The organism is Streptomyces sp. NPDC024555, assembly GCF_055559335.1.
Genome location: NZ_JBVHKV010000006.1, coordinates 250,381 through 269,638 on the forward strand (window position 1 = coordinate 250,381; position 19,258 = coordinate 269,638).

The 19,258-nt window shown below is 73.3% G+C and carries 18 protein-coding genes and 1 riboswitch; of the genes, 4 read left to right on the forward strand and 14 right to left on the reverse strand.

Annotated features, from left to right (window positions below; translation table 11 throughout):
• Positions 1-13: 13 nt before the first annotated feature.
• The 6 genes from ACZ4FH_RS12655 to ACZ4FH_RS12680 all read right to left on the reverse strand — a co-directional run bounded on the left by ACZ4FH_RS12655 (position 14) and on the right by ACZ4FH_RS12680 (position 4,989).
• A complete protein-coding gene (locus ACZ4FH_RS12655; protein ID WP_467304279.1) occupies positions 14-772 on the reverse strand; it encodes an endonuclease/exonuclease/phosphatase family protein in 759 nt (252 codons plus the stop codon).
• A gap of 80 nt (positions 773-852) precedes the next feature.
• Positions 853-1,794 carry an ROK family glucokinase gene (locus tag ACZ4FH_RS12660; RefSeq protein ID WP_073735568.1) on the reverse strand — a complete coding sequence of 314 codons (942 nt, stop codon included), beginning with the start codon at positions 1,792-1,794 and terminating at the stop codon, positions 853-855.
• 72 nt (positions 1,795-1,866) lie between these two features.
• A complete protein-coding gene (locus ACZ4FH_RS12665; RefSeq protein ID WP_383643369.1) occupies positions 1,867-2,325 on the reverse strand; it encodes a DUF5304 domain-containing protein in 459 nt (152 codons plus the stop codon).
• A 94-nt stretch (positions 2,326-2,419) separates the two neighbouring features.
• A complete protein-coding gene (locus ACZ4FH_RS12670; RefSeq protein ID WP_467304283.1) occupies positions 2,420-3,631 on the reverse strand; it encodes an ArsA family ATPase in 1,212 nt (403 codons plus the stop codon).
• Between the two features lie 5 nt (positions 3,632-3,636).
• A complete protein-coding gene (locus ACZ4FH_RS12675) occupies positions 3,637-4,086 on the reverse strand; it encodes an SRPBCC family protein (RefSeq protein WP_467304284.1) in 450 nt (149 codons plus the stop codon).
• Positions 4,087-4,182: 96 nt separating this feature from the next.
• A complete protein-coding gene (locus ACZ4FH_RS12680) occupies positions 4,183-4,989 on the reverse strand; it encodes a metallophosphoesterase family protein (RefSeq protein ID WP_467304286.1) in 807 nt (268 codons plus the stop codon).
• Positions 4,990-5,267: 278 nt separating this feature from the next.
• On the opposite strand from ACZ4FH_RS12680, the gene ACZ4FH_RS12685 reads away from it, so the two are divergent.
• On the forward strand, positions 5,268-7,064 hold the full coding sequence (locus ACZ4FH_RS12685; RefSeq protein WP_467304288.1) for an AMP-dependent synthetase/ligase: 1,797 nt from the start codon (positions 5,268-5,270) through the stop codon (positions 7,062-7,064).
• A 64-nt stretch (positions 7,065-7,128) separates the two neighbouring features.
• Here ACZ4FH_RS12685 and ACZ4FH_RS12690 read toward each other — a convergent pair whose 3' ends face one another.
• Entirely contained in the window at positions 7,129-8,271 is a 1,143-nt protein-coding gene (locus ACZ4FH_RS12690) for a glycosyltransferase family 4 protein (RefSeq protein WP_467304290.1), read from the reverse strand.
• Positions 8,272-8,371: 100 nt separating this feature from the next.
• On the opposite strand from ACZ4FH_RS12690, the gene ACZ4FH_RS12695 reads away from it, so the two are divergent.
• Positions 8,372-9,643 (forward strand): glycosyltransferase 87 family protein, encoded by a 1,272-nt coding sequence (locus ACZ4FH_RS12695; protein WP_467304291.1) that lies wholly within the window; start codon positions 8,372-8,374, stop codon positions 9,641-9,643.
• On the opposite strand, the gene ACZ4FH_RS12700 is transcribed toward ACZ4FH_RS12695, so the two are convergent.
• The 5 genes from ACZ4FH_RS12700 to ACZ4FH_RS12720 form a co-directional block, all read right to left on the reverse strand.
• Positions 9,600-10,853, reverse strand: a complete 1,254-nt coding sequence (locus ACZ4FH_RS12700; protein WP_467304293.1) for a hypothetical protein — start codon at positions 10,851-10,853, stop codon at positions 9,600-9,602. The two genes, ACZ4FH_RS12695 and ACZ4FH_RS12700, sit on opposite strands and share 44 nt — an antisense overlap.
• A gap of 16 nt (positions 10,854-10,869) precedes the next feature.
• On the reverse strand, positions 10,870-11,901 hold the full coding sequence (locus ACZ4FH_RS12705; RefSeq protein ID WP_467304294.1) for a C40 family peptidase: 1,032 nt from the start codon (positions 11,899-11,901) through the stop codon (positions 10,870-10,872).
• A 235-nt stretch (positions 11,902-12,136) separates the two neighbouring features.
• The gene (locus ACZ4FH_RS12710; protein WP_383643343.1) at positions 12,137-13,162 is read right to left on the reverse strand and encodes a C40 family peptidase; all 1,026 of its coding nucleotides are present in this window, start codon (positions 13,160-13,162) and stop codon (positions 12,137-12,139) included.
• A gap of 283 nt (positions 13,163-13,445) precedes the next feature.
• On the reverse strand, positions 13,446-14,810 hold the full coding sequence (locus ACZ4FH_RS12715) for an NYN domain-containing protein (RefSeq protein ID WP_467304453.1): 1,365 nt from the start codon (positions 14,808-14,810) through the stop codon (positions 13,446-13,448).
• A 32-nt stretch (positions 14,811-14,842) separates the two neighbouring features.
• The gene (locus ACZ4FH_RS12720) at positions 14,843-15,085 is read right to left on the reverse strand and encodes a hypothetical protein (protein WP_383643341.1); all 243 of its coding nucleotides are present in this window, start codon (positions 15,083-15,085) and stop codon (positions 14,843-14,845) included.
• 161 nt (positions 15,086-15,246) lie between these two features.
• Between ACZ4FH_RS12720 and ACZ4FH_RS12725 the strand changes: the two genes are divergently transcribed.
• Positions 15,247-15,972: a rhomboid family intramembrane serine protease gene (locus ACZ4FH_RS12725; protein WP_467304296.1), complete on the forward strand. Its 726-nt coding sequence runs from the start codon at positions 15,247-15,249 to the stop codon at positions 15,970-15,972.
• 37 nt (positions 15,973-16,009) lie between these two features.
• On the forward strand, positions 16,010-16,291 hold the full coding sequence (locus tag ACZ4FH_RS12730; RefSeq protein ID WP_383643338.1) for an Lrp/AsnC family transcriptional regulator: 282 nt from the start codon (positions 16,010-16,012) through the stop codon (positions 16,289-16,291).
• Positions 16,292-16,362: 71 nt separating this feature from the next.
• Here ACZ4FH_RS12730 and ACZ4FH_RS12735 read toward each other — a convergent pair whose 3' ends face one another.
• Together ACZ4FH_RS12735 and trpD are read right to left on the reverse strand one after the other, a co-directional pair.
• The gene (locus ACZ4FH_RS12735) at positions 16,363-17,739 is read right to left on the reverse strand and encodes an aminotransferase class V-fold PLP-dependent enzyme (protein WP_467304297.1); all 1,377 of its coding nucleotides are present in this window, start codon (positions 17,737-17,739) and stop codon (positions 16,363-16,365) included.
• A 191-nt stretch (positions 17,740-17,930) separates the two neighbouring features.
• Positions 17,931-18,048: riboswitch (SAM riboswitch) on the reverse strand.
• Positions 18,049-18,133: 85 nt separating this feature from the next.
• Positions 18,134-19,198 carry an anthranilate phosphoribosyltransferase gene (trpD, locus tag ACZ4FH_RS12740; RefSeq protein WP_467304298.1) on the reverse strand — a complete coding sequence of 355 codons (1,065 nt, stop codon included), beginning with the start codon at positions 19,196-19,198 and terminating at the stop codon, positions 18,134-18,136.
• Positions 19,199-19,258: the final 60 nt, after the last annotated feature.

Below are 19,258 nucleotides of genomic sequence, written 5' to 3' on the forward strand. Positions count from 1 at the left end.
CGGGCCGGCCGGCTCAGCCGCCGGCCGGCACCCTCAGCGCCGCCAGCACCGGCAGATGATCGGTCGCGGCGAGCAGATCGGAGCGCCGGATCCCCGGCAGGTCCTCCGGCACCCCGCAGCCCAGCACCTCGATGCCCCGGGTGACGAAGACCGCGTCCAGCCGCCGCAGCGGGTCGTGCTGCGGGAAGGTGTACTCCCCGCCGAGGGGATGCGCCTCCCAGCAGTCCTGGAGCCGCCCGGCGAGCAACCGGAAGGCCCGCCCGCTCGGTACGTCGTTGAGGTCACCGGCGACGACCACATGGTCCACGCCCATCGCGTCCACCGTCTCCAGCAGCAGCCGCGCCTGTGCCAGACGCTCCCTGCGCTGAAGGCTCAGATGGCAGCTCAGCACCCCGATCCGGGTCCCGGCGATCCGGACCACGGCGGTGGCGAACCCCCGGCGGTGCAGCCCCGGGGTGAGCGGCAGCAGGATGTCCTCGGTGCGCTCCACCGTCGCCCGCAGCGAGCACAGCAGCAGCGGACCGGCCGCGGTGGCACCGCCGCCCAGGACCACCAGATCCGTGCGGGCGGCCAGCCAGGCGACCCGCTTGCGCCACCGGAAGAAGCGCGGTGCCTCCTGGATCAGCACCAGGTCCGGGTCGCAGGCGCGGACGACGCGGGCCAGCGCCTCGCAGTCGTCGCGCATCGACCGGATGTTGTAGCCGAGCACCCGGACGACGGCCGAACCGTCCTGTTCGGTACGGGACTCGGGCAGCGACGTCATCGTGGCCATGCGCCTCACGATACGACCGGACGCCCGTCGCTCCCCAGAGGGCGCGACGGGCGTCCGGTCGATTCGTCCGTGACGGTGGATCAGCCCTGGCGGGCCAGGTCCGCCGCGCCCACCAGTCCGGCCTTGCCGCCGAGTTGGGCCGCGAGGACCTGGGCGTGCGGGCGCCATTCGCCGCCGATCAGCCAGCGGCGGAAGGACTTGCGGATCGGGTCGAGGACCAGCTCGCCCTCGTCCGAGACGCCGCCGCCGACGATGAACGCGGAGGGGTCGAAGAGCGAGGCGAGGTCGGCCAGTCCGGCGCCGGCCCAGCGGGCCAGCTCGCGGAAGGAGTCGACGGCCACGGGGCAGCCCTGCCGGGCGGCCTCGCTGATGTGCTTGCCCTCGATGCCCTCGACCGTGCCGTCACCGAGCGCCAGGAGGATCGTGGCGTTCTCGGGGGTGGCGTTGGCGCGCTGCTTCGCGTACCGCACGAGGGCGCGGCCGGAGGCGTACTGCTCCCAGCAGCCCTGGCTGCCGCAGCCGCAGAGCAGCCCGTCCGGGACGACCCGGATGTGGCCGAACTCGGCGGCCACGCCGAAGCGTCCGCGGCGCAGCTTGTTGCCGATGATGATGCCGCCGCCGAGGCCGGTGCCGAGCGTGATGCAGATGACGTCGTCGTGGCCCTGGCCCGCGCCGAAGCGGTACTCGCCCCAGGCGGCCGCGTTGGCGTCGTTCTCGACGACGACGGGAAGGCCGACGCGCTGCTCGACCTTGTCCTTCAGCGGCTCGTGCCGCCAGTTGATGTTCGGTGCGAACAGCACCGTGGCCCGCTTGTCGTCGACGTAGCCGGCGGCGCCGATGCCGACCGCCTCGACGGGATGTCCCTCGCTCGCGCCGGACACCGCCGCGGCGATCGCGTCCACGATGCCTTCGGCGGTCGGCGGGGTCGGCACCTTGAACGTCGAGAGGATGTGGCCCTCCTCGTCGACCACTCCAGCCGCGATCTTCGTGCCGCCGATATCGACGCCGATGGTGAGTCCCATGAATCCCTCAGTTCCGGTCGAGCCCCGCTGAGGCAACCGTACCCGAGGCCGGGGCCTGTCCTGACGCTGCGGTCAGTCCAGGTCGATGTGTTCGCCCCCGCCGGGACCTTCGTCCCGGGGGCCGGAGGCGTCGTCCGCCTTCGATTCGGTGCCCGCGGGGTCGCCCGCGCCCTGGGTCCAGCGGCGTTCCTGCCCCTCGACCGCCGAGCGGTAGGCGGCGAGCAGTTCGCTGCCGGCTGCGGCGATGTGGTCGAAAACGTCTGGATTGCGCTCGATGACGGGCTCGACGGCGGCCTTCGCCTGGCGGATGGCCTGCTGGACGGCGCCCTGGGCGGCGGCGCCGAGCAGCGGCGCCTGGAAGGAGCCGAGCTTGTCGGCCACGGCGTCGACCAGCTTGCGCAGCTCCTCGGCGGCGGAGCCGGGCGGCGCGCCGTGCTCGGCGCGGCGGCGGGCCTTCTCGGCGGCGAGGTCCTCGGCGCAGGCCTGGGCCCAGGCGTCGTCGTCGACGGGACGATCGGTGGCATCGCTCATGGCGGACTCCTGCGACGTGGCGGGCCTGCGGCCCCGCGCACCGGACGGATACCGGTCGCGTACCACCGACGTTACCCGAACGGTGGTACGGCGTTCAGCCCGTCCTGGGCCACAGCTCCGGGTCGGGGACGAACCGCACGCGCAGCACCCCGTCGGTGAGGGCGGCGCCCGCGACGGTGCAGCGGCGCAGCGCGGACTCCAGGGGGACGATGCGGTGGAACGCGCCGACGGTCAGCAGCAGTTCACCGCCCCTGCGGACCAGTTGGAGGTCCTTCTTGACGGCGCCGGGCAGCCGCAGGCACCAGACGAGTATCCCGTCGGCCCCCGCACCCCCTTCGGCGCCCTCGGCACCGGCGGCCTCCTCGATCCACCAGGGGTCCTCGGCGCGTCCCTCCTCGCGGCGGTCCGGCGCCGGGGCGTCCAGGGCGGCCAGGTCCTCGGGGCCCCGGGGGTCGCGGCCCAGGTGCGGCAGGCGGACGGCGGCGGCCCCGGCGGGCGGCTCGGCGTCCCAGCGGTCGAGGGTCTTGTCCTGCTGGGCGGCGAGCGCGGCGAACCAGGGGTCGGCGGAGTGCCGGGGCAGCACCCGGTTGGCGAGCAGGGCGTCGACGCGCAGTCCGTGCAGGGCGAGGCCGGTGCGGGCGGCGCGCAGGGCGTCCTCGGCGGCGGGGCCCGGTTCGGCGACGAGCCGCAGGGTGGTGGCGCGGTCCTCGATCAGGGCCTGGACCTCGGCCAGTTCGGCGTCGCGGCGGGCGGCGGCCTCGTACAGCCACTGGGCGGGGGCCGGCACCCCGGCCAGCTGGGCGAGCATCGGGCGCAGGGCGCGGGCGGCCTGGCGCTCCTGCGGGAGCAGCCGGCGCAGATAGCGGCGGAGCCGTTCGGGCAGGGCGAGCAGGGCGAGGGCCTCGCGCAGCGGGGGCAGGTCGACGACGAGGAGGTCGTAGCCGGGCCGCGACCAGTCGCCCCGGGCGGCGCGGCGCAGGGTGTGGAGCAGGGCCAGTTCGGTGCTGCCGGGCAGTTCGGTGAGTTCCTCGCCGTCCAGCGGGTTGCCGCCGAGCAGTCCGAGGAGACCGGACAGCTTCTCCTGGAGGGCGAGGAGTTCGGCGCGGAAGTGCGTGCCGGAGTCGACCGTGACGCAGTCCAGCGTGTCGGTGACGGCGGTGGGAACGGCCTGGGCGGGGAGTCCGGGGACGGGGCCGGCCGTGATCAGCAGGGTGCGGTCGCCCCGTCGGGATCCGGCCAGGGCGGTCGCCGCCGCCGCGGTGGTACGGCCGGCGCCGCCGGGGCCGGTGACCAGGACCGTACGCACGGGGTTCAGCCCTTCGGGACGGACTCGACGCGCTTCTTGAGACCGGCCAGGGCCCGGTCGATGATGACCTTCTCGGCCTTGCGCTTGATCATGCCGAGCATGGGGATCTTGACGTCGACGGTCAGCCGGTAGGTGACCTCGGTGCGGTCGCCGTCGCCGAGCGGCGCGAGCGCGTACGAACCGTCCAGGGAGCGCAGCATCTGGGACTTGACCAGGGTCCAGCCGACCTCGTAGTCGCCGATCCAGGTGTACGCGAGGGTGTGGTCGTCCTTGATCGCTCCGGCGTCCAGGACCAGCCGGACCTTCTCCGCGCGGCCCCGGTCGTCGGTGGCCAGGACCTCGGCCTCCTTGACCTCGCCGGTCCATTCCGGATAGCGGTCGAAGTCGGCGATCACCCGCATGACGTCGGCCGGTGCCGCCTCGATCGTGATCGTCGAGCTGGTGTGTTCAGCCATCGCTGTGGCCCTCCAGTGCGGTGTACCGGTCCGTCGGCAGAGGCCTGCCGCCAGAAGGCTATCGCGTGCGTCCGGCGCTCCGGGCCCGGGGCGCGGTCACCACTCCAGCGCCCAGGGCAGCCCGGTCGAGGCGAAGTGGCCGACGTTCACGCACTCGGTGGCGCCGATCCGCATCCGGCGGACCAGCGGCTGGTGGACATGGCCGAAAAGCGCGTAGCGGGGGCGGGTGCGGCGGACGGCGTCGAGGAGGGCCCGGCTGCCGCGTTCGAAGCGGCGGGCCACGGTGTCGTAGGTCAGCTCGGGGACGTCGGGCGGGATGTGGGTGCAGAGCACGTCGACGTCGCCGACCGCCTCGATCTTGGCTGCGTACTCCTCGTCGTCGATCTCGTACGGGGTGCGCATGGGGGTGCGCAGGCCGCCGCCGACGAAGCCGAAGACCAGTCCGCCGATCTCGGCGCGCTGGCCGTCCAGGACGGTGGTGCCGGGGCCGGCGTACTCCGGCCACAGGGCGGGGATGTCGACGTTTCCGTAGGTGGCGTACGTCGGCGAGGGCATCGCGGCGAACATCTCGGCGTACTGCTTGCGCACGGCGGAGGCGATCGCGGCGTCGCGGTCCCGGCCCGCCCAGAGCGCCCGGCCGAAGTCCCGGGCCTCGTCGAAGCGGCGCGCGGTGCGCAGGGCGACGATCCGGTCGGCGTTCTCCACGCCGAAGAGGTCGGGGAAGATGCCGCGCGAGTGGTCCGCGTAGTCGAGGAAGAGCACCAGGTCACCGAGGCAGACGAGGGCGTCGGCGCCGTCCCCGGCGCGGGCCAGCGCCTCGGTGTTGCCGTGCACGTCGCTGACCACGTGGACGCGGGTGCGCCCCTTCCGGACCGCTGTCCCGGCGTTCGCTGCTGCTCGCATGGCGCTCACCCTAGGACTCCGGCCCGCGTCTGGACAGAGGCGGTCCTACCTGCGGTTACCTCCGCCGGGCGGTCCCGGTGCACTACTGTGCGGGAGAGGACCACCAATCTGTGTGACGCATAAGACATCTGGCCCGAACCCCCTATCCGGAACCGAGTACTGGTGGGTAACGTCCGGGCAGTCCAGTCGTGCTCACCCCACTGAGCACCCGCCATCTTGGACCGCGCCGGTGCATCACACAGAGCCGTGGCACCGGAGCCCGATGAGGAGCAGCAGTCTTGCGCGAGTTCAGCCTTCCGGCCCTGTACGAGGTCCCCTCGGACGGCAACCTGACGGATCTCATCCGCCGCAATGCCGCTCAGCATCCCGATGTCGCGGTGATGAGCCGCAAGGTGGCGGGCGTCTGGACGGACGTCACCGCCACGGCCTTCCTGGCCGAGGTCAGGGCCGCCGCGAAGGGCCTGATCGCCGCGGGCGTGGAGCCCGGCGACCGGGTCGCGCTGATGTCGCGCACCCGCTACGAGTGGGTGCAGCTGGACTTCGCGATCTGGAGCGCGGGCGCCGTCACCGTGCCGGTGTACGAGACCAGCTCCGCCGAGCAGGTGCAGTGGATCCTCGGCGACTCGGGCGCGGTCGCGGTGCTGGTGGAGAGCGACGCGCACGCCGCGACCGTGGCCTCCGTGCGCGACCGGCTGCCCGAGCTGCGCCATGTGTGGCAGATCGACCGGGGCGCGATCGACACGCTGACCGCCGAGGGCGCCGGCGTCTCCGAGGAGACCGTGGAGCTGCGCGCCGCGAGCGCCAAGGCCGACGACCCGGCCACCATCGTCTACACCTCGGGCACCACGGGCCGCCCCAAGGGCTGTGTGCTCACCCACCGCAGCTTCTTCGCGGAGTGCGGCAACGTGGTCGAGCGGCTGAAGCCGCTGTTCCGCACCGGCGAGTGCTCGGTCCTGCTCTTCCTGCCCACCGCGCACGTCTTCGGCCGGCTGGTCGAGGTCGCCTCCGTGATGGCGCCGATCAAGCTCGGCTGCGTACCGGACATCAAGAACCTCACCGACGAACTCGCCTCGTTCCGGCCCACGCTGATCCTCGGCGTGCCCCGGGTCTTCGAGAAGGTCTACAACTCGGCGCGGGCCAAGGCGCAGGCCGACGGCAAGGGAAAGATCTTCGACCGGGCCGCGAACACGGCCATCGCCTACAGCCGCGCGCTCTCCACCCCGCAGGGCCCCTCGCTGGGCCTGAGGTTCCGGCACCGGGTCTTCGACCGGCTCGTCTACAGCAAGCTGCGCGCGGTCCTCGGCGGCCGGGGCGAGTACGCGATCTCCGGCGGCGCCCCGCTCGGCGAGCGGCTCGGCCACTTCTACCGGGGCATCGGCTTCACCGTCCTGGAGGGCTACGGGCTGACCGAGACCTGCGCGGCCACCGCCTTCAACCCCTGGGACCGGCAGAAGATCGGCACGGTCGGCCAGCCGCTGCCCGGCTCCGTGGTCCGCATCGCGGACGACGGCGAGGTGCTGCTCCACGGCGAGCACCTGTTCTCCGGCTACTGGAACAACGAGGCGGCCACGGCCGAGGCGCTGGCCGACGGCTGGTTCCACACCGGGGACATCGGCACCCTCGACGAGGACGGCTACCTCGCGATCACCGGCCGCAAGAAGGAGATCATCGTGACGGCCGGCGGCAAGAACGTCGCCCCCGCCGTCATCGAGGACCGCATCCGCGGCCACGCCCTGGTGGCGGAGTGCATGGTGGTCGGCGACGGCCGTCCGTTCGTGGGCGCACTGGTGACCCTGGACGAGGAGTTCCTGGGCCGCTGGGCCGAGGAGCACGGCAAGCCCGCCGGTTCCACCGCGCTCTCGCTGCGCGAGGACCCGGAGCTGCTGGCCGAGGTGCAGCGCGCGATCGACGACGGCAACGCGGCGGTGTCCAAGGCCGAGTCCGTCCGCAAGTTCCGCATCCTGGGCGCCCAGTTCACCGAGGAGGCGGGCCACATCACCCCGTCGCTGAAGCTCAAGCGGAACGTGGTGGCGAAGGACTTCGCGGACGAGGTGGAGTCGATCTACCGCTCGTGACCGCGTGAGCCGTACGCGAGGGGGCCCGCACCGGACCGGTGCGGGCCCCCTCGCGCGTACCGGCTCAGAGCAGTTCCCTCAGCCGTTCGGCCAGCAGGTCCCAGCGCCATTTCTCCTCGACCCAGGCCCGGCCCCGCTCCCCCATCCGCCGGGCCAGCTCCGGATCGTCCAGCAGCGCGAGGATCCGCTCCGCCGCCTCCTCGGCCGAGCCGCCGCGCACCACCCAGCCGGTCTCCCCGTCGAGCACCGCGTCCGGCGCGCCGCCCGAGTCGCCCGCGACCACCGGCAGCCCGGTCGCGGAGGCCTCCAGATAGACGATGCCCAGGCCCTCCACGTCGAGGCCGCCGCGCCGGGTCCGGCACGGCATCGCGAAGACGTCACCGGCCCCGTAGTGCGCGGGCAGCTCCTCCCAGGGCACCGCCCCGGTGAACCGCACCGAGCCGGCCACCCCGGTCTCCCGGGCCAGCTTCCGCAGCTCCGCCTCGTAGGGCCCGCCGCCGACGATCAGCAGCACCGCGTCGGGGCGCCGGGCCAGGATCGCGGGCATGGCGAGGATCAGGGTGTCCTGGCCCTTGCGCGGCACCAGCCGGGAGACGCAGACGACGACCGGCCGGTCGGTGAGCCCGAGCCGGGCCCGCACCCGGTCCCCGCCCGAGTCCGGGTGGAAGGTCTTCTCGTCGACGCCGGGCGGCAGCTGGACCATCCGGGCGGCGGCCGCCGGGGTGAGCGCGGAGGCGATCCGCGTACGGGTGTACTCGCCCAGATGGGTGATCGTGTCCGTGGACTCCCCGATCCGCCGCAGCAGCTGCCGGGCGGCGGGCAGCTGGGCCCAGCCGGCCTCGTGGCCGTGCGTGGTGGCGACCAGCCGGCGGGCGCCCGCGCGGCGCAGGGCCGGGGCCATCAGACCGAGCGGGGCGGCGGCGCCGAACCAGACGGAGGTGCAGCCGTGCTCGCGCAGCAGCGCCGTGGCCCGCCGGGTCGCCCCGGGGGTCGGCAGCAGCATCGTCGTACGGTCGCGGACCACCGGGAAGGGCTGCTCCGCGTCGAAGGCGGCGGTGGCCGCCGCTCCCTCGGCGCCGTGCTTCCAGGTCGAGGCGTAGACGACGACCCGGTCCGGGTCGAGCCGCAGCGCCATGTTGTGCAGGAACGCCTGGATGCCGCCGGGGCGCGGCGGGAAGTCATTGGTCACGATCAAGGTCTTGTCCATCGCCGCCGACAGTACCGGGCGGCCCCGTCCGATGGGTTTCGCACCGGGCGACCGGGCATCATGGCTCCTCGTACACGCGGACAACGGGTGAGGGCGGGTCATGAGGGGTACGAGCGGCACGCGGTCGGCGGCCTTCGCGGTGTGGGCGCTGACCAGGTCCCTGCTGCTGCTCTGCGTGGTCAAGGTGATCACGCTGCCGGGTCCGGACGTGACGAGCGACGTGTCGGTGATCTACCACGGCTGGGCCGATGTGCTGAGGTCGGGCAGTTATCCGCAGTCGGACGTCACCTGGCAGTACCCGCCCGCGGCGGCCCTGGCGATCCTCTCCCCGGGGCTGCTGCCCTTCCTGGACTACGCCTCGGCCTTCTTCGTGCTGGCGTTCCTCTGCGACGGGCTGGTGCTGGCGCTGCTGCTGCGCGCGAGCGACGGGCCGGGGCGGCGCACGGCCGGGGTCTGGGTCTGGGTGGCCGGGGTGCCGCTGCTGGGCACGACGGCGTACGCCCGTTACGACGTGATGGTGACGGCCGTCGCGGTGGCGGCGCTGCTGGCGGGGCTGCGGCATCCCCGGGTGCTGGGCGCGCTGGCCGCGTTCGGGGCGCTGCTGAAGGTGTGGCCGGTGCTGGTGCTGGCCGGGACGGCGCGCGGCCGGGCGACCCGGCTGGCGTGGACGACGGCGGCCGGGGCGGCGGCCGGTCTGCTGGTGCTGTGCGCGGCGGCGGCGCCGGGCGCGCTGGCGTTCCTGGGCTTCCAGCGCGACCGGGGCACCGAGGTGGAGTCGCTGGGGGCGCTGGTCTTCCATGTGGCGCGGCAGTTCGGCTGGGAGGGCCGGGTGGAGCTGCACTACGGCTCGCTGGAGTTCCTGGGCCCGCACGTGCCGCTGGTCAGCACGCTGGCGCTGGGGCTGAGCGCGGTGGCGTTCGGCTGGCTGCTGGTGTGGCGGCTGCGGGCGCGGACGTTCGGGGTGAGCACGCCGGCGGACGCGGCGTTCACGGCGGTGCTGCTGTTCACCACCACCAGCCGGGTGATCAGCCCCCAGTACATGCTGTGGCTGGTGGGGCTCGCCGCGGTCTGCCTGGTGCTGCGGGAGAGCCGGATGGCGTGGCCGGCCGGGCTGGTCCTGGTGGCGACGTTCGTCACCCAGCTGGAGTTCCCGCTGGGCTTCATCCATGTGGTGACCAGTGACGCCACCGGGGTGACCCTGATGTTCCTGCGCAACGGTCTGCTGGTCGCGGCGTGCCTGACGGCGGGCGCGACGCTGTGGCGGGACACGGTGCGGCCGGCGCCTCGGGCCGCGGCGCCGGCCCCCGTGGACGCGGAGCCGGCCGAGGTCAGCCGAGCCGGCTCTCCAGATACTCCCGCCAGCGCGCGGTGAAGTCCTGCGGGGTGGTCCCCAGCACCTCGTGCAGGGCCTGCTCCACCGCCCCGTCCCGTCCGGAGTGCCCCCCGACGGCCCGGTAGAACGCGAACAGCTTCGCCTCGCCCCACTCGTCGGCGATCAGCGCGCAGGCCAGCCAGCCCCCCTCGTACGCCCGCGCCAGCCGGCCGGCGTCCCCGGCGAAGCCGAAGTCCTCGTCGGTGGGGAGCGCGGCGGGCACCTCGCCCGCCCGGACGGCGTCGGCCAGCTCGGGCGCGACCTCGGCGGCGGTGCGCTCCTCGTCGCGGTAGGCGGCCCAGTCCGCGAAGCCCTCGGAGAGCCAGGAGGGGGTGGCCGAGGAGGTCCGGGCGCGGGTCGCGACATGGGTGGTCTCGTGGGTGAGGACGACGTGCTGCCCGAAGGAGCCGAGCATCGTGTACGCCTCCGGGTTGACGATCACCCGGTCGGCGGGCGCCTTCCCCGAACCGCCGGTCTCCCCGGTGGTGACGGCCGCTATGCCCCGGTAGTTCGCGGCGGGCGAGCCCAGCAGCTCCGCCATGCCGGTCACCGTGCCGGGCACCAGCACCACCACGCGTCCGGCCCAGCGCTCCGGCCAGGCCGCCGAGACGGCCGGGACGGCCGCGTCCGCGGTGGCCGCGATCCCGTCCAGTTCCGCGCGGGAGCGGCCGACGCCCAGCACCAGGCTGTGGCTGCCGCGCACCACCTCGATGTCGCCCTGCTCCCACAGCTGGCGCCCGCCGCCGGAGGCCGCCCGGTCGGCCGTGAGGTACCAGCGGCCGTCCTCCGCGTCCCGTTCCAGCTCCAGGACCCGGTCCACGGAGACGGGAGCGGCGTCGTAGTCCTTGATCCGGTAGCCGAGCCGGACCTCGGCGGTGACCCGGTCGGCGCCGTGCGGGTCCAGATCGGTCACCCGGTAGCTCCAGGAGCCGATCGGCACGTCCGCGAGGCGGGCGATCTCCCGGCGCTGGGCGGTGCGCAGGGCGGTGGCGTCCGGGGCGACGACCGCGAGATAGCCCCCGGGGTCGTGGTGGAGCACGGCGTCGGCCCGCCGGTCCAGGGTGGCGCGGACGTCGCGGGCGGTGGTGTCGGGGGCCCGGTCGGCGGGGGCCCCGCAGCCGGCCGCGCCCAGCAGGACGGCGAGCACGGCACCCGCCGCCCGCCGTCGTCCCTCGCGCGCCCGCACCGCGGTACGCCCCTGACCAGCCACATGACCGAGGGTACGGTCAGACCCGGGTGACCGAGGAGACGGGCATCATGCCGACCGGGTCGTAGCGGACGGCGGCGCCGGGGTACGGGGCGTGGATGACGCGTCCGCCGCCGACGTACATGCCGACGTGGCTGGCGTCCGCCCGGTAGACGACGAGGTCGCCGGGGCGGGCCTCGGAGAGCGGCACCTGGCGGCCCGCGTACCGCTGGGCCTGCGAGGTGCGGGGCAGGCTCACCCCGGCCTGGGCGTACGCCCACTGCATCAGTCCGGAGCAGTCGAATCCGGAGGGGCCGTTGGCTCCCCAGACGTACGGCCGGCCGAGCGCGCCGGTGGCGGCGGCGACGGCGGCGGCCGCGTGCGAGGAGCCCGCCGGGAGTCCGCCCAGGACCCAGGAGGCGTCGGTACGGGCGCCGCGCGAGGCGCGGCCGTAGCTGTCGCGGTCGCTCGCGGGGAGCGCCTTGAGGAGCCGGCGGGCCTCGCGGAGCTTGCGTTCGACGGTGCGCTTGTGGCTGCTGACGGCCGCCCGGCCGCGCTCCAGTTCGGCCAGGGCCCCGGCGGCCTCGGCCCGGGTCTGGGCGAGCGCGCGCTGGGCCTTGCGGAGCCGGGCCAGGGTGAGGGCCCGGCTGTCGTGCACCCGGCCGAGCGTGGCGGCCCGGTCCAGATAGGTGTCCGGATCGGAGGAGAGCAGCAGGGCGAGGGAGGGGTCGATGCCGCCGGAGCGGTACTGCTCGCGGGCCGCCGAGCCCAGCTCCTCGCGCAGTCGGTTGACGCGTTCCTGGACCCGGGCGGCCCGGTCCTGGGCCCGGCCGATCTGGCCGCGCAGCCGGACGGTGTCCTCCGCGGCCCGGTTGTACTGCTCGGTGGCGCGTTCGGCCTCGGTGAAGAGGCGGTCGACCCGGGCCCCCGCGGTCTGCGGTGTGTCCTGCGGTTCGGCGTGCGCCGCGCTCGCGCCGAGCGCCGCGGCGGCGGTCGCCGCCGCGGCCGAGACGACGGTCACCCGGACGCTCCGGCTCGTGCCGGGCTGTGTGGAACGGCGATGGGACACCACAGGACGCCGTACTCCCTTCCGCTGTGCGCAGGCGCGCGCGGCCCCCGCCGCCCGGGGCGGGCGGACCGGAGCGGAGCTGCGCGGCAGCCAGAGAGTAGTCGCGTGATCACACGGCGGACAAAGACCACGCCGGGCCCGGCGGCGGTACACACAGTGACGCCCCGCCGGTGACCTGTGGTCTCCGGCGGGGCGGCGGTCAGTTCGGGGCGCGTGAATTTCGCCCGTTCGGGCGTGATCAGATGCGCACGGCGGTCTGGTAGCTGCCGACGGTGTTCATCGATTCGTAGCGCACGTAGGTGCCCGGCTTCGGGGCGTGCAGCACGGTGTTGTTGCCGGCGTACAGGCCGACGTGCGAGGTGCCGCTGAAGAAGACCAGGTCGCCGGGCTTGAGCTGGCTGCGGGCGATCTGGGTGCCCTGGGCGATCTGGCTGTACGTGGTGCGGGTGATGTTGGCACCGGCCTGGGCGTACGCCCACTGGGTCAGGCCCGAGCAGTCGAAGGAGCCGGGGCCGGTGGCGCCGTAGACGTAGGGCAGTCCGACGCGGGTGCTGGCGGCCTTGAGGGCGGCGGCGCCGAGAGCGGAGGCGGGGGCCTCGTTGCCCAGTTCGATGCGCTCACCGGCGGCGCGGCTGGCGCGGAGGTCGTCCTGGCGCATCTTGGCGCGCTCGGCCTCGGTGAGGGTGTTGAGGAGCTTCTGCGCCTCGGCGAGCTTGGTCTGCTGCTTCTTCTTCTTCTCGCCGAGGGTCTTGCGGACGTCGGCGAGGTCGCTGAGCTTGTCCTGGGCCTCCTTGCGCTCCTGCGCGAGGCCCCGCTGCTTCTCCTGGATCTTCGTCAGCGACTGGGCCTGCTTGGCCGTCAGCTGGTCCAGCGCGGAGGCCTGGTCGAGGAAGCTGTCCGGGTCCGAGGAGAGGAAGAGCTGCACGGAGGGGTCGAGCCCTCCGGAGCGGTACTGCGCGGCGGCGAGGGAACCGAGGCCCGAGCGGAGCGTGTTGAGCTCCTGCTGACCGCGCGCCACCTTGTCCTGGATGGCGTCGATCTGCTTCTGGAGCTTGGTCTGCTTCTCCTTGGCCCCGCTGTACTGCTCGGTGGCCTCCTCGGCCTCGTGGTAGAGCTTGTCGACCTTCGCCTTGACCTCGCTCTTGGTCGGCTTGGGGTCGGCGTGGGCGGCCTGGGAGGTGAGGGCCACGGCTGCGGCGGCGGTGGCGGTGAGCACGGTCACACGGGTGCGGCTCGGCTGCTTGGGACGACGGTGGGACGCCACGAAGGCGAGCTCCTTCTTCCTCGAGCCGCCTACCGGGCAGTGGGGGAGGTAGATCCCCGGCTCCGTATGTTCACGGACTCGGCGGTTCCTTCACTGCCACCCCGGATGGGTGATCAACCGCGCGAAGGTTCGAGGCCCGACCTTAGTAACCATCTTGTGATCAGTTCAAATCCTCACGGGAAAAAACTGACCTCGGACGGCACTTCTTTACTCACATCGCACGGGGTGTAGCGGCGACTTGACGGTCCGTTCCGCGATATCCGGCGAGAACGGACAACCGGCGTCAGACACGCGAAAGCCGCTTGAGGAGCAAGAGGGACGCTACGGGGCGAGCACCCGCCTTCGCCACTCCGTCGGCCACCTCGCGGTCGGTGGAGACGACCACGACCGGGCGTCCGGGCGGTTCGGCGCGGGCCAGTTGACGGATCAGCTCGTCCGCCGTGACACCGGGCTTGCTGAACAGCACCCGCACCCCGCGCGGCGGCGCCAGCAGCACCGGAGCGGCCAGCTCCGCCCCGTCGAAGACACAGGTCATCTCCGCGCCCGTCTGCGCCGCGAGCATCGAGAGCCCGCCCAGCAGCCGCAGCCGCTGCTTCTCCAACGGCATCTGCGGATAACCCGTTTTGGTGACGTTGTAGCCGTCCACGATCAGATGGGCCTGCGGCAGCGCGAGCAGCTGGTCGAGCAGCGCGGGATCGGTCTCCGACAGGGCGCGGGCGGCGATGTCCTTGGGCGACATCCGGCCGGGCTCCACCGCGTCCACCCCGTCCGCGGGGCGCATCGACGAGGGCGGCAGGGCCAGTTCGCGGCGCAGCCCCGAGGCCGCCTCCAGCACCGTGTCCAGCAGCAGCCGCAGCCGCATGTCCTCCACCGAGCGCCCCTCCCGGGCGGCCCTGCGGCCCGCCTCGACGGACGCCTCGGCCTCGCCGAGCCTGGCCCGCAGCCGCCGGGCCTCGCTCTCGGCCGCGGAGAGCTGGGCGGCCGACTCGGCGCGCGCGGCGTCGGCCTCGGCCCCGGCCCGGCGCAGCGCGGCCTCGCCGCGCTTCACCTCGTTGAGGGCGCTGCGCAGCTTGCGCTGGAGGGCCTCGGCCTCCTTGCGGGACGCCTCCAGTTCGGTGCGGAGCCGGTCCGTCTCGCTCTTCGTCTGGGCGCGGGCCCGCTCCAGCTCCTCGCGCAGCCGGTCCAGTTCGAGCCGGCTCTCCTCGTCGGCGCGCTCGGCGTCGGCCCGCTGGGCCTCCTCGCCGGCGGCGGCGACCAGCTTGACCCAGCCGGCCGGCCGCAGCACATAGGCCACGGCCGCCACGTCGACCGGATCGGCGGCGGCGGGCGGGGCGCCCGCCGTCAGCGCGGCGGTCAGCTCCGGCTGGGAGTCGCCCAGCCGCTCACCGATGCGCCGGCGGAAGGACGGATCGCTCTCCAGGGCGGCCGCCATCGCGTTCCCGGCGAACTTGGCCCGGCGGGTCGGCGTGAAACGGGCGTACTGCCTCAGCTGGGCCGGGAGTTCGGTGACCGTGAGACCGCCGAACGCGTCTGCGACCAGGGCGACGACCCGCCGCCGCACCCGTTCGGGCAGCGGACGGTCGAGCGCCTCCGCGGCGTCGCCTGCCGCCTCTGCCGACGCGGCGCTGCCGGCGGGCTGCTCCACGATCCGTCACCTCGTTCCGTCTGGGCTCGGCCCCGTCAGGAGTCGGCGCCCGGCCTGTCGACCAGCTCGATCTGGTCCACCGCGTTGCACCAGCGGCACCGCACCGACTCGATGGTCTCACTGACCACCTCGCGTTCCTCGACGCTGGACTCCCCGGCCAGGTCGAGATGGACGTACTCGACGACCTTGGACGTACGCGTCACGTCGAACCGGGTCAGATTTCCGCAGAGCGTGCAGCGCCAGCGAGTGGTGTCGGTCGGCTGGGGAACCGTCGTCATCGGTGTGTCCTCTTATCTAGAGCCGTGAGCTGCCGGACCAAGGATCTCGCGGTGCGCCGTCGAACTGCGGATGTCCTGCCGTTACCCTACGGCCTTGTCGCTTCCCACCGGCACGGCGAGGCGGTCTGTCCGGTTCCCTCCGCTTGCGTCATGCTCTGTTCATGATCGATCGGCGGGCTGCGGCCGGCAGAATCCTGCGGGCGGCCACCTCGGGCGGGCCCCCGGTGACGTACACCCTCATCGCGCTGTGCTGTGTGATCTTCCTGATCAGCCCGCTGTCCGGGTTCAACCCGGTCTACGGCACCGGGGACGCCCTGCTCGCGGCCCAGGCCGGCTACTTCGAACGCTGGGGCGTGATCCCGAGCGAGCTGTGGGACGGCTCGGCACACGCCGTGCTCACCCCGCTCACCGCGCTCTTCGTCCACGGCAGCTGGCTGCACCTGCTGGGCAACATGCTCTTCCTGTACGTGTTCGGCGCGATGGCCGAGGAGCGGATGGGCCACACCGAGTTCGCGCTCTTCTACCTCGGCTGCGGCTATCTCGCCCTGCTGGCCTACGCCGCCGCGCACGCCACCTCCGACCAGACGCTCGTCGGCGCGTCGGGGGCGATCTCGGCGGTGCTCGGGGCCTTCCTCTATCTCTTCCCCCGGGCCCGGGTCACCAGCCTGTTCCCGTTCCTGCTCTTCCTGCCGCTGCGCTTCCCCGCCTGGATCGTGCTGATCTTCTGGTTCGCGCTCCAGTGGCTGGCGGCCGAGGGGGCGGGCAGCGGACCGGGCGTGGCCTATCTCGCCCATGTGGTGGGCTTCGCCACCGGCTTCCTCTACACCTGGGGACGCTACCGGCGCGATCCCGGCCCGGCGCGTTCCCGGCACAAGGCTCTAGAGTGAAGTCTCCAGCCACGGCCACCGAGGGAGAAAGCCAGCCGTGATCACCGCGATCGTGCTCATCAAAACCAGCGTGGACCGGATTCCCGAGATCGCCGAGGCCATCGCCGCGCTGGACAGCGTCAGCGAGGTCTTCTCGGTCACCGGTACCTACGATCTGATCGCCATGGTCCGGGTCCCCCAGCACGACGACCTCGCCGACATCATCCCCGGCCGGATCAGCAAGATCCCCGGCGTCGAGGCCACGGACACCCATGTGGCGTTCCGTACGTACTCCCAGCACGATCTGGAGGCGGCGTTCGCCATCGGCCTGGACGGCTGAGCCGGACGGACCACCGCAGCACGGCGGCCGGGTACGGGACGATCCCGTACCCGGCCGCCGTGCTGTCGGGCTCAGATCTGGGCGGCGCCCCGGTCCGGGACGCAACGGCCGTCCTCGGTGCGGTACTTCCACCGGGCGCCCTTGCCGACGAGCTCCCTGACCGCGCCGAGGAAGCGCTCGATGTGCTCGTCGGGCGTACCGGCACCGAAGCTCACCCGGATGGCGTTGAGGGACCTCTCGCCGGGGGCGGCCTCCGGCGCGCCGCACTCGCCGACCTCGCGCGGGTCGCTGCCGAGCAGGGTGCGCACCAGCGGGTGGGCGCAGAAGAGGCCGTCGCGCACCCCGATGCCGTACTCGGCGGAGAGCGCGGCGGCGAAGTGGGAGCTGTTCCAGCCCTCCACGACGAAGGAGATGACACCGACGCGGGGGGCGTCGTCGCCGAAGAGCGAGAGGACCTTGACCTCGGGGACCTGGGCGAGTCCGGCGCGGACGGCGGCGACCAGGTGCTGCTCGCGGGCGACCAGCTCGTCGAAGCCGGCCTCGGTGAGCGCCTTGCAGGCGGAGGCGATGGAGTACACGCCGATGACATTGGGCGAACCGGCCTCGTGGCGGGCGGCCGTGGTGTGCCACTCGACGTCCACTCCCCCGTCGGCGCGCCGGGCGACCGTGCGGGAGGCACCGCCGCCTGCCAGATAGGGCTCGGCGTCGCGCAGCCAGTCGGCGCGGCCGGCGAGGACGCCGGAGCCGAAGGGCGCGTAGAGCTTGTGTCCGGAGAAGGCGACCCAGTCGACGTCCAGTTCGCCGATGTCGACCGGGTGGTGCGGGGCCAGCTGGGCGGCGTCGAGCACGATCCGGGCGCCGTGGGCGTGGGCGGCGGCGGCCAGTTCCCTGACGGGCCACAGTTCGCCGGTGACGTTGGAGGCTCCGGTGACGCAGACCAGCGCCGGACCGTACGGGTCGCGGTCGGCGAGCGCCCGCTCCAGCGTGGCGACGGCCTGGGCGGGGGTGCGCGGGGCGTTGAGGTAGGTCACCCGGGCGTCGCGCCAGGGCAGCAGCGAGGCGTGGTGCTCGGTCTCGAAGACGAAGACCTGGCAGTCGGCGGGCAGGACCGCGGCCAGCAGGTTGAGCGAGTCGGTGGTGGAGCGGGTGAAGATCACCTGGTCCTCGGCGCGGCAGCCGAGGAACTCCGCGACGGTGGCGCGGCTGGACTCGAAGAGGTCCGTGGAGAGCTGCGAGAGGTAGCCGGCGCCGCGGTGGACGCTGCCGTAGTACGGGGCGTAGGCGGCCACGTCGTCCCAGACCCGCTGGAGGGCCGGCGCGCTGGCGGCGTAGTCCAGCGCGGCGTACGTGACCTCACCGCCGGTGACCAGCGGGACGGTGACGTCCTTGCCCAGAACGGGCAGCGGGGCACAAACCGAACGGTCGGAGGCGGCGGTGACGACAGACATGGCGAACTCCCGTAAGAGGCAGGCGAGATCCACGTGCCGGCGGATACGCGGCAGCACGGGGAGAAGAGAGAAAAGGGTGTGCGGAGAAGGGCTCGGGCCGTACGGACCGAAAAGCCCTAGCGCATTCGCGTGCTCACAAGAGGCTCCCTGAGGACCAGGACCCCACGGGTGGACATCTCACGATGTCGAGGGGTCCGCGCTTGCCGTAAGCCTCGCTGCCCACGGCCTGGTCTTCACCCGGGGCACCCCGCCACGGACGGAGGGTTGCCGGACAGCGGGCCGGGGCCGTAGTCGCTGTCACTCATGACCTGACCAGCATCTTGCCATACGCCGGGGAACGCGCAAGGCGCGGTCCAGGATCCGGACCGCGCCCCGTGGCGTCTCCCCGCCGGGATCAGGCGTTGCTGGCCACGACCCAGCGCTCCAGCGCCCGGCCTGCGGCGCCCGAGTCGATGGACTCGGCGGCCTTGGCCATCCCCTCGGCCAGCCGCGCGGCGAGCGGGGCGTCCGAGGGCTCCAGGGCGGCCAGCGCCGCCGCGGAGTTCAGCAGGACGGCGTCGCGCACCGGACCCGTCTCGCCGGCCAGCAGCCGGCGGGCGACATCCGCGTTGTACGAGGCGTCAGCGCCGCGCAGCGCCTCCACCGGCACCAGGTCGAGGCCGACGTCGCGCGGGTCGAAGACCTCCTCGCGCACCTCTCCGTTCCGGGCGATCCAGACGCGGGAGGTCGCGGTGGTGGTCAGCTCGTCCAGGCCGTCGTCGCCGCGGAAGACCAGCGAGGAGTTGCCCCGCTCGGCGAGGACGCCCGCGACGATCGGCGCCATCCGCAGATCGGCGACGCCGATGGCCTGGGAGCGCACCTTGGCCGGGTTGGTGAGCGGGCCCAGGATGTTGAACGTGGTCGGGGCGCCCAGCTCGCCGCGCGCCTTGGCCGCGTGCCGCAGCGAGGGGTGGAACTTCACCGCGAAGCAGAAGGTGATGCCCGCCTCCTCGGCCACCTCGGCGACCCGCTGCGCGGACAGCTCCAGATTGACGCCCAGCTTGCCCAGGACGTCGGAGGAACCGCTCGCGGAGGAGGCGGCCCGGTTGCCGTGCTTGACGACCTTGGCCCCGGTGCCGGCCACCACGATCGCGGACATGGTGGAGATGTTGACCGTCTTGGCCATGTCCCCGCCGGTGCCGACGATGTCGACGGTGGGTCCGGGCACCTCGATGGTGACGGCGTGCTCGTACATCGCGCGCACCAGGCCGGAGACCTCCGAGACGGTCTCGCCCTTGGCCCGCAGCGCGACCGCGAATCCGGCGATCTGCACATCGGTCGCCTCGCCGCTCATGATGCGGTTCATCGCCCAGGCGGTGTCGTCCGCGCTCAGGTCCTGTCCGCGCAGCAGGGGGGTCAGCACGCCCGGCCAGGAACGGGCCGCCACGCTGTCGCCGCCGTCCGGGGTCACAACGTTCATGGTCCGCTCCTGGGGTCCATTGCCGAAAAAAGGGATGGGGTCACCCTATCGAGAGCCGCG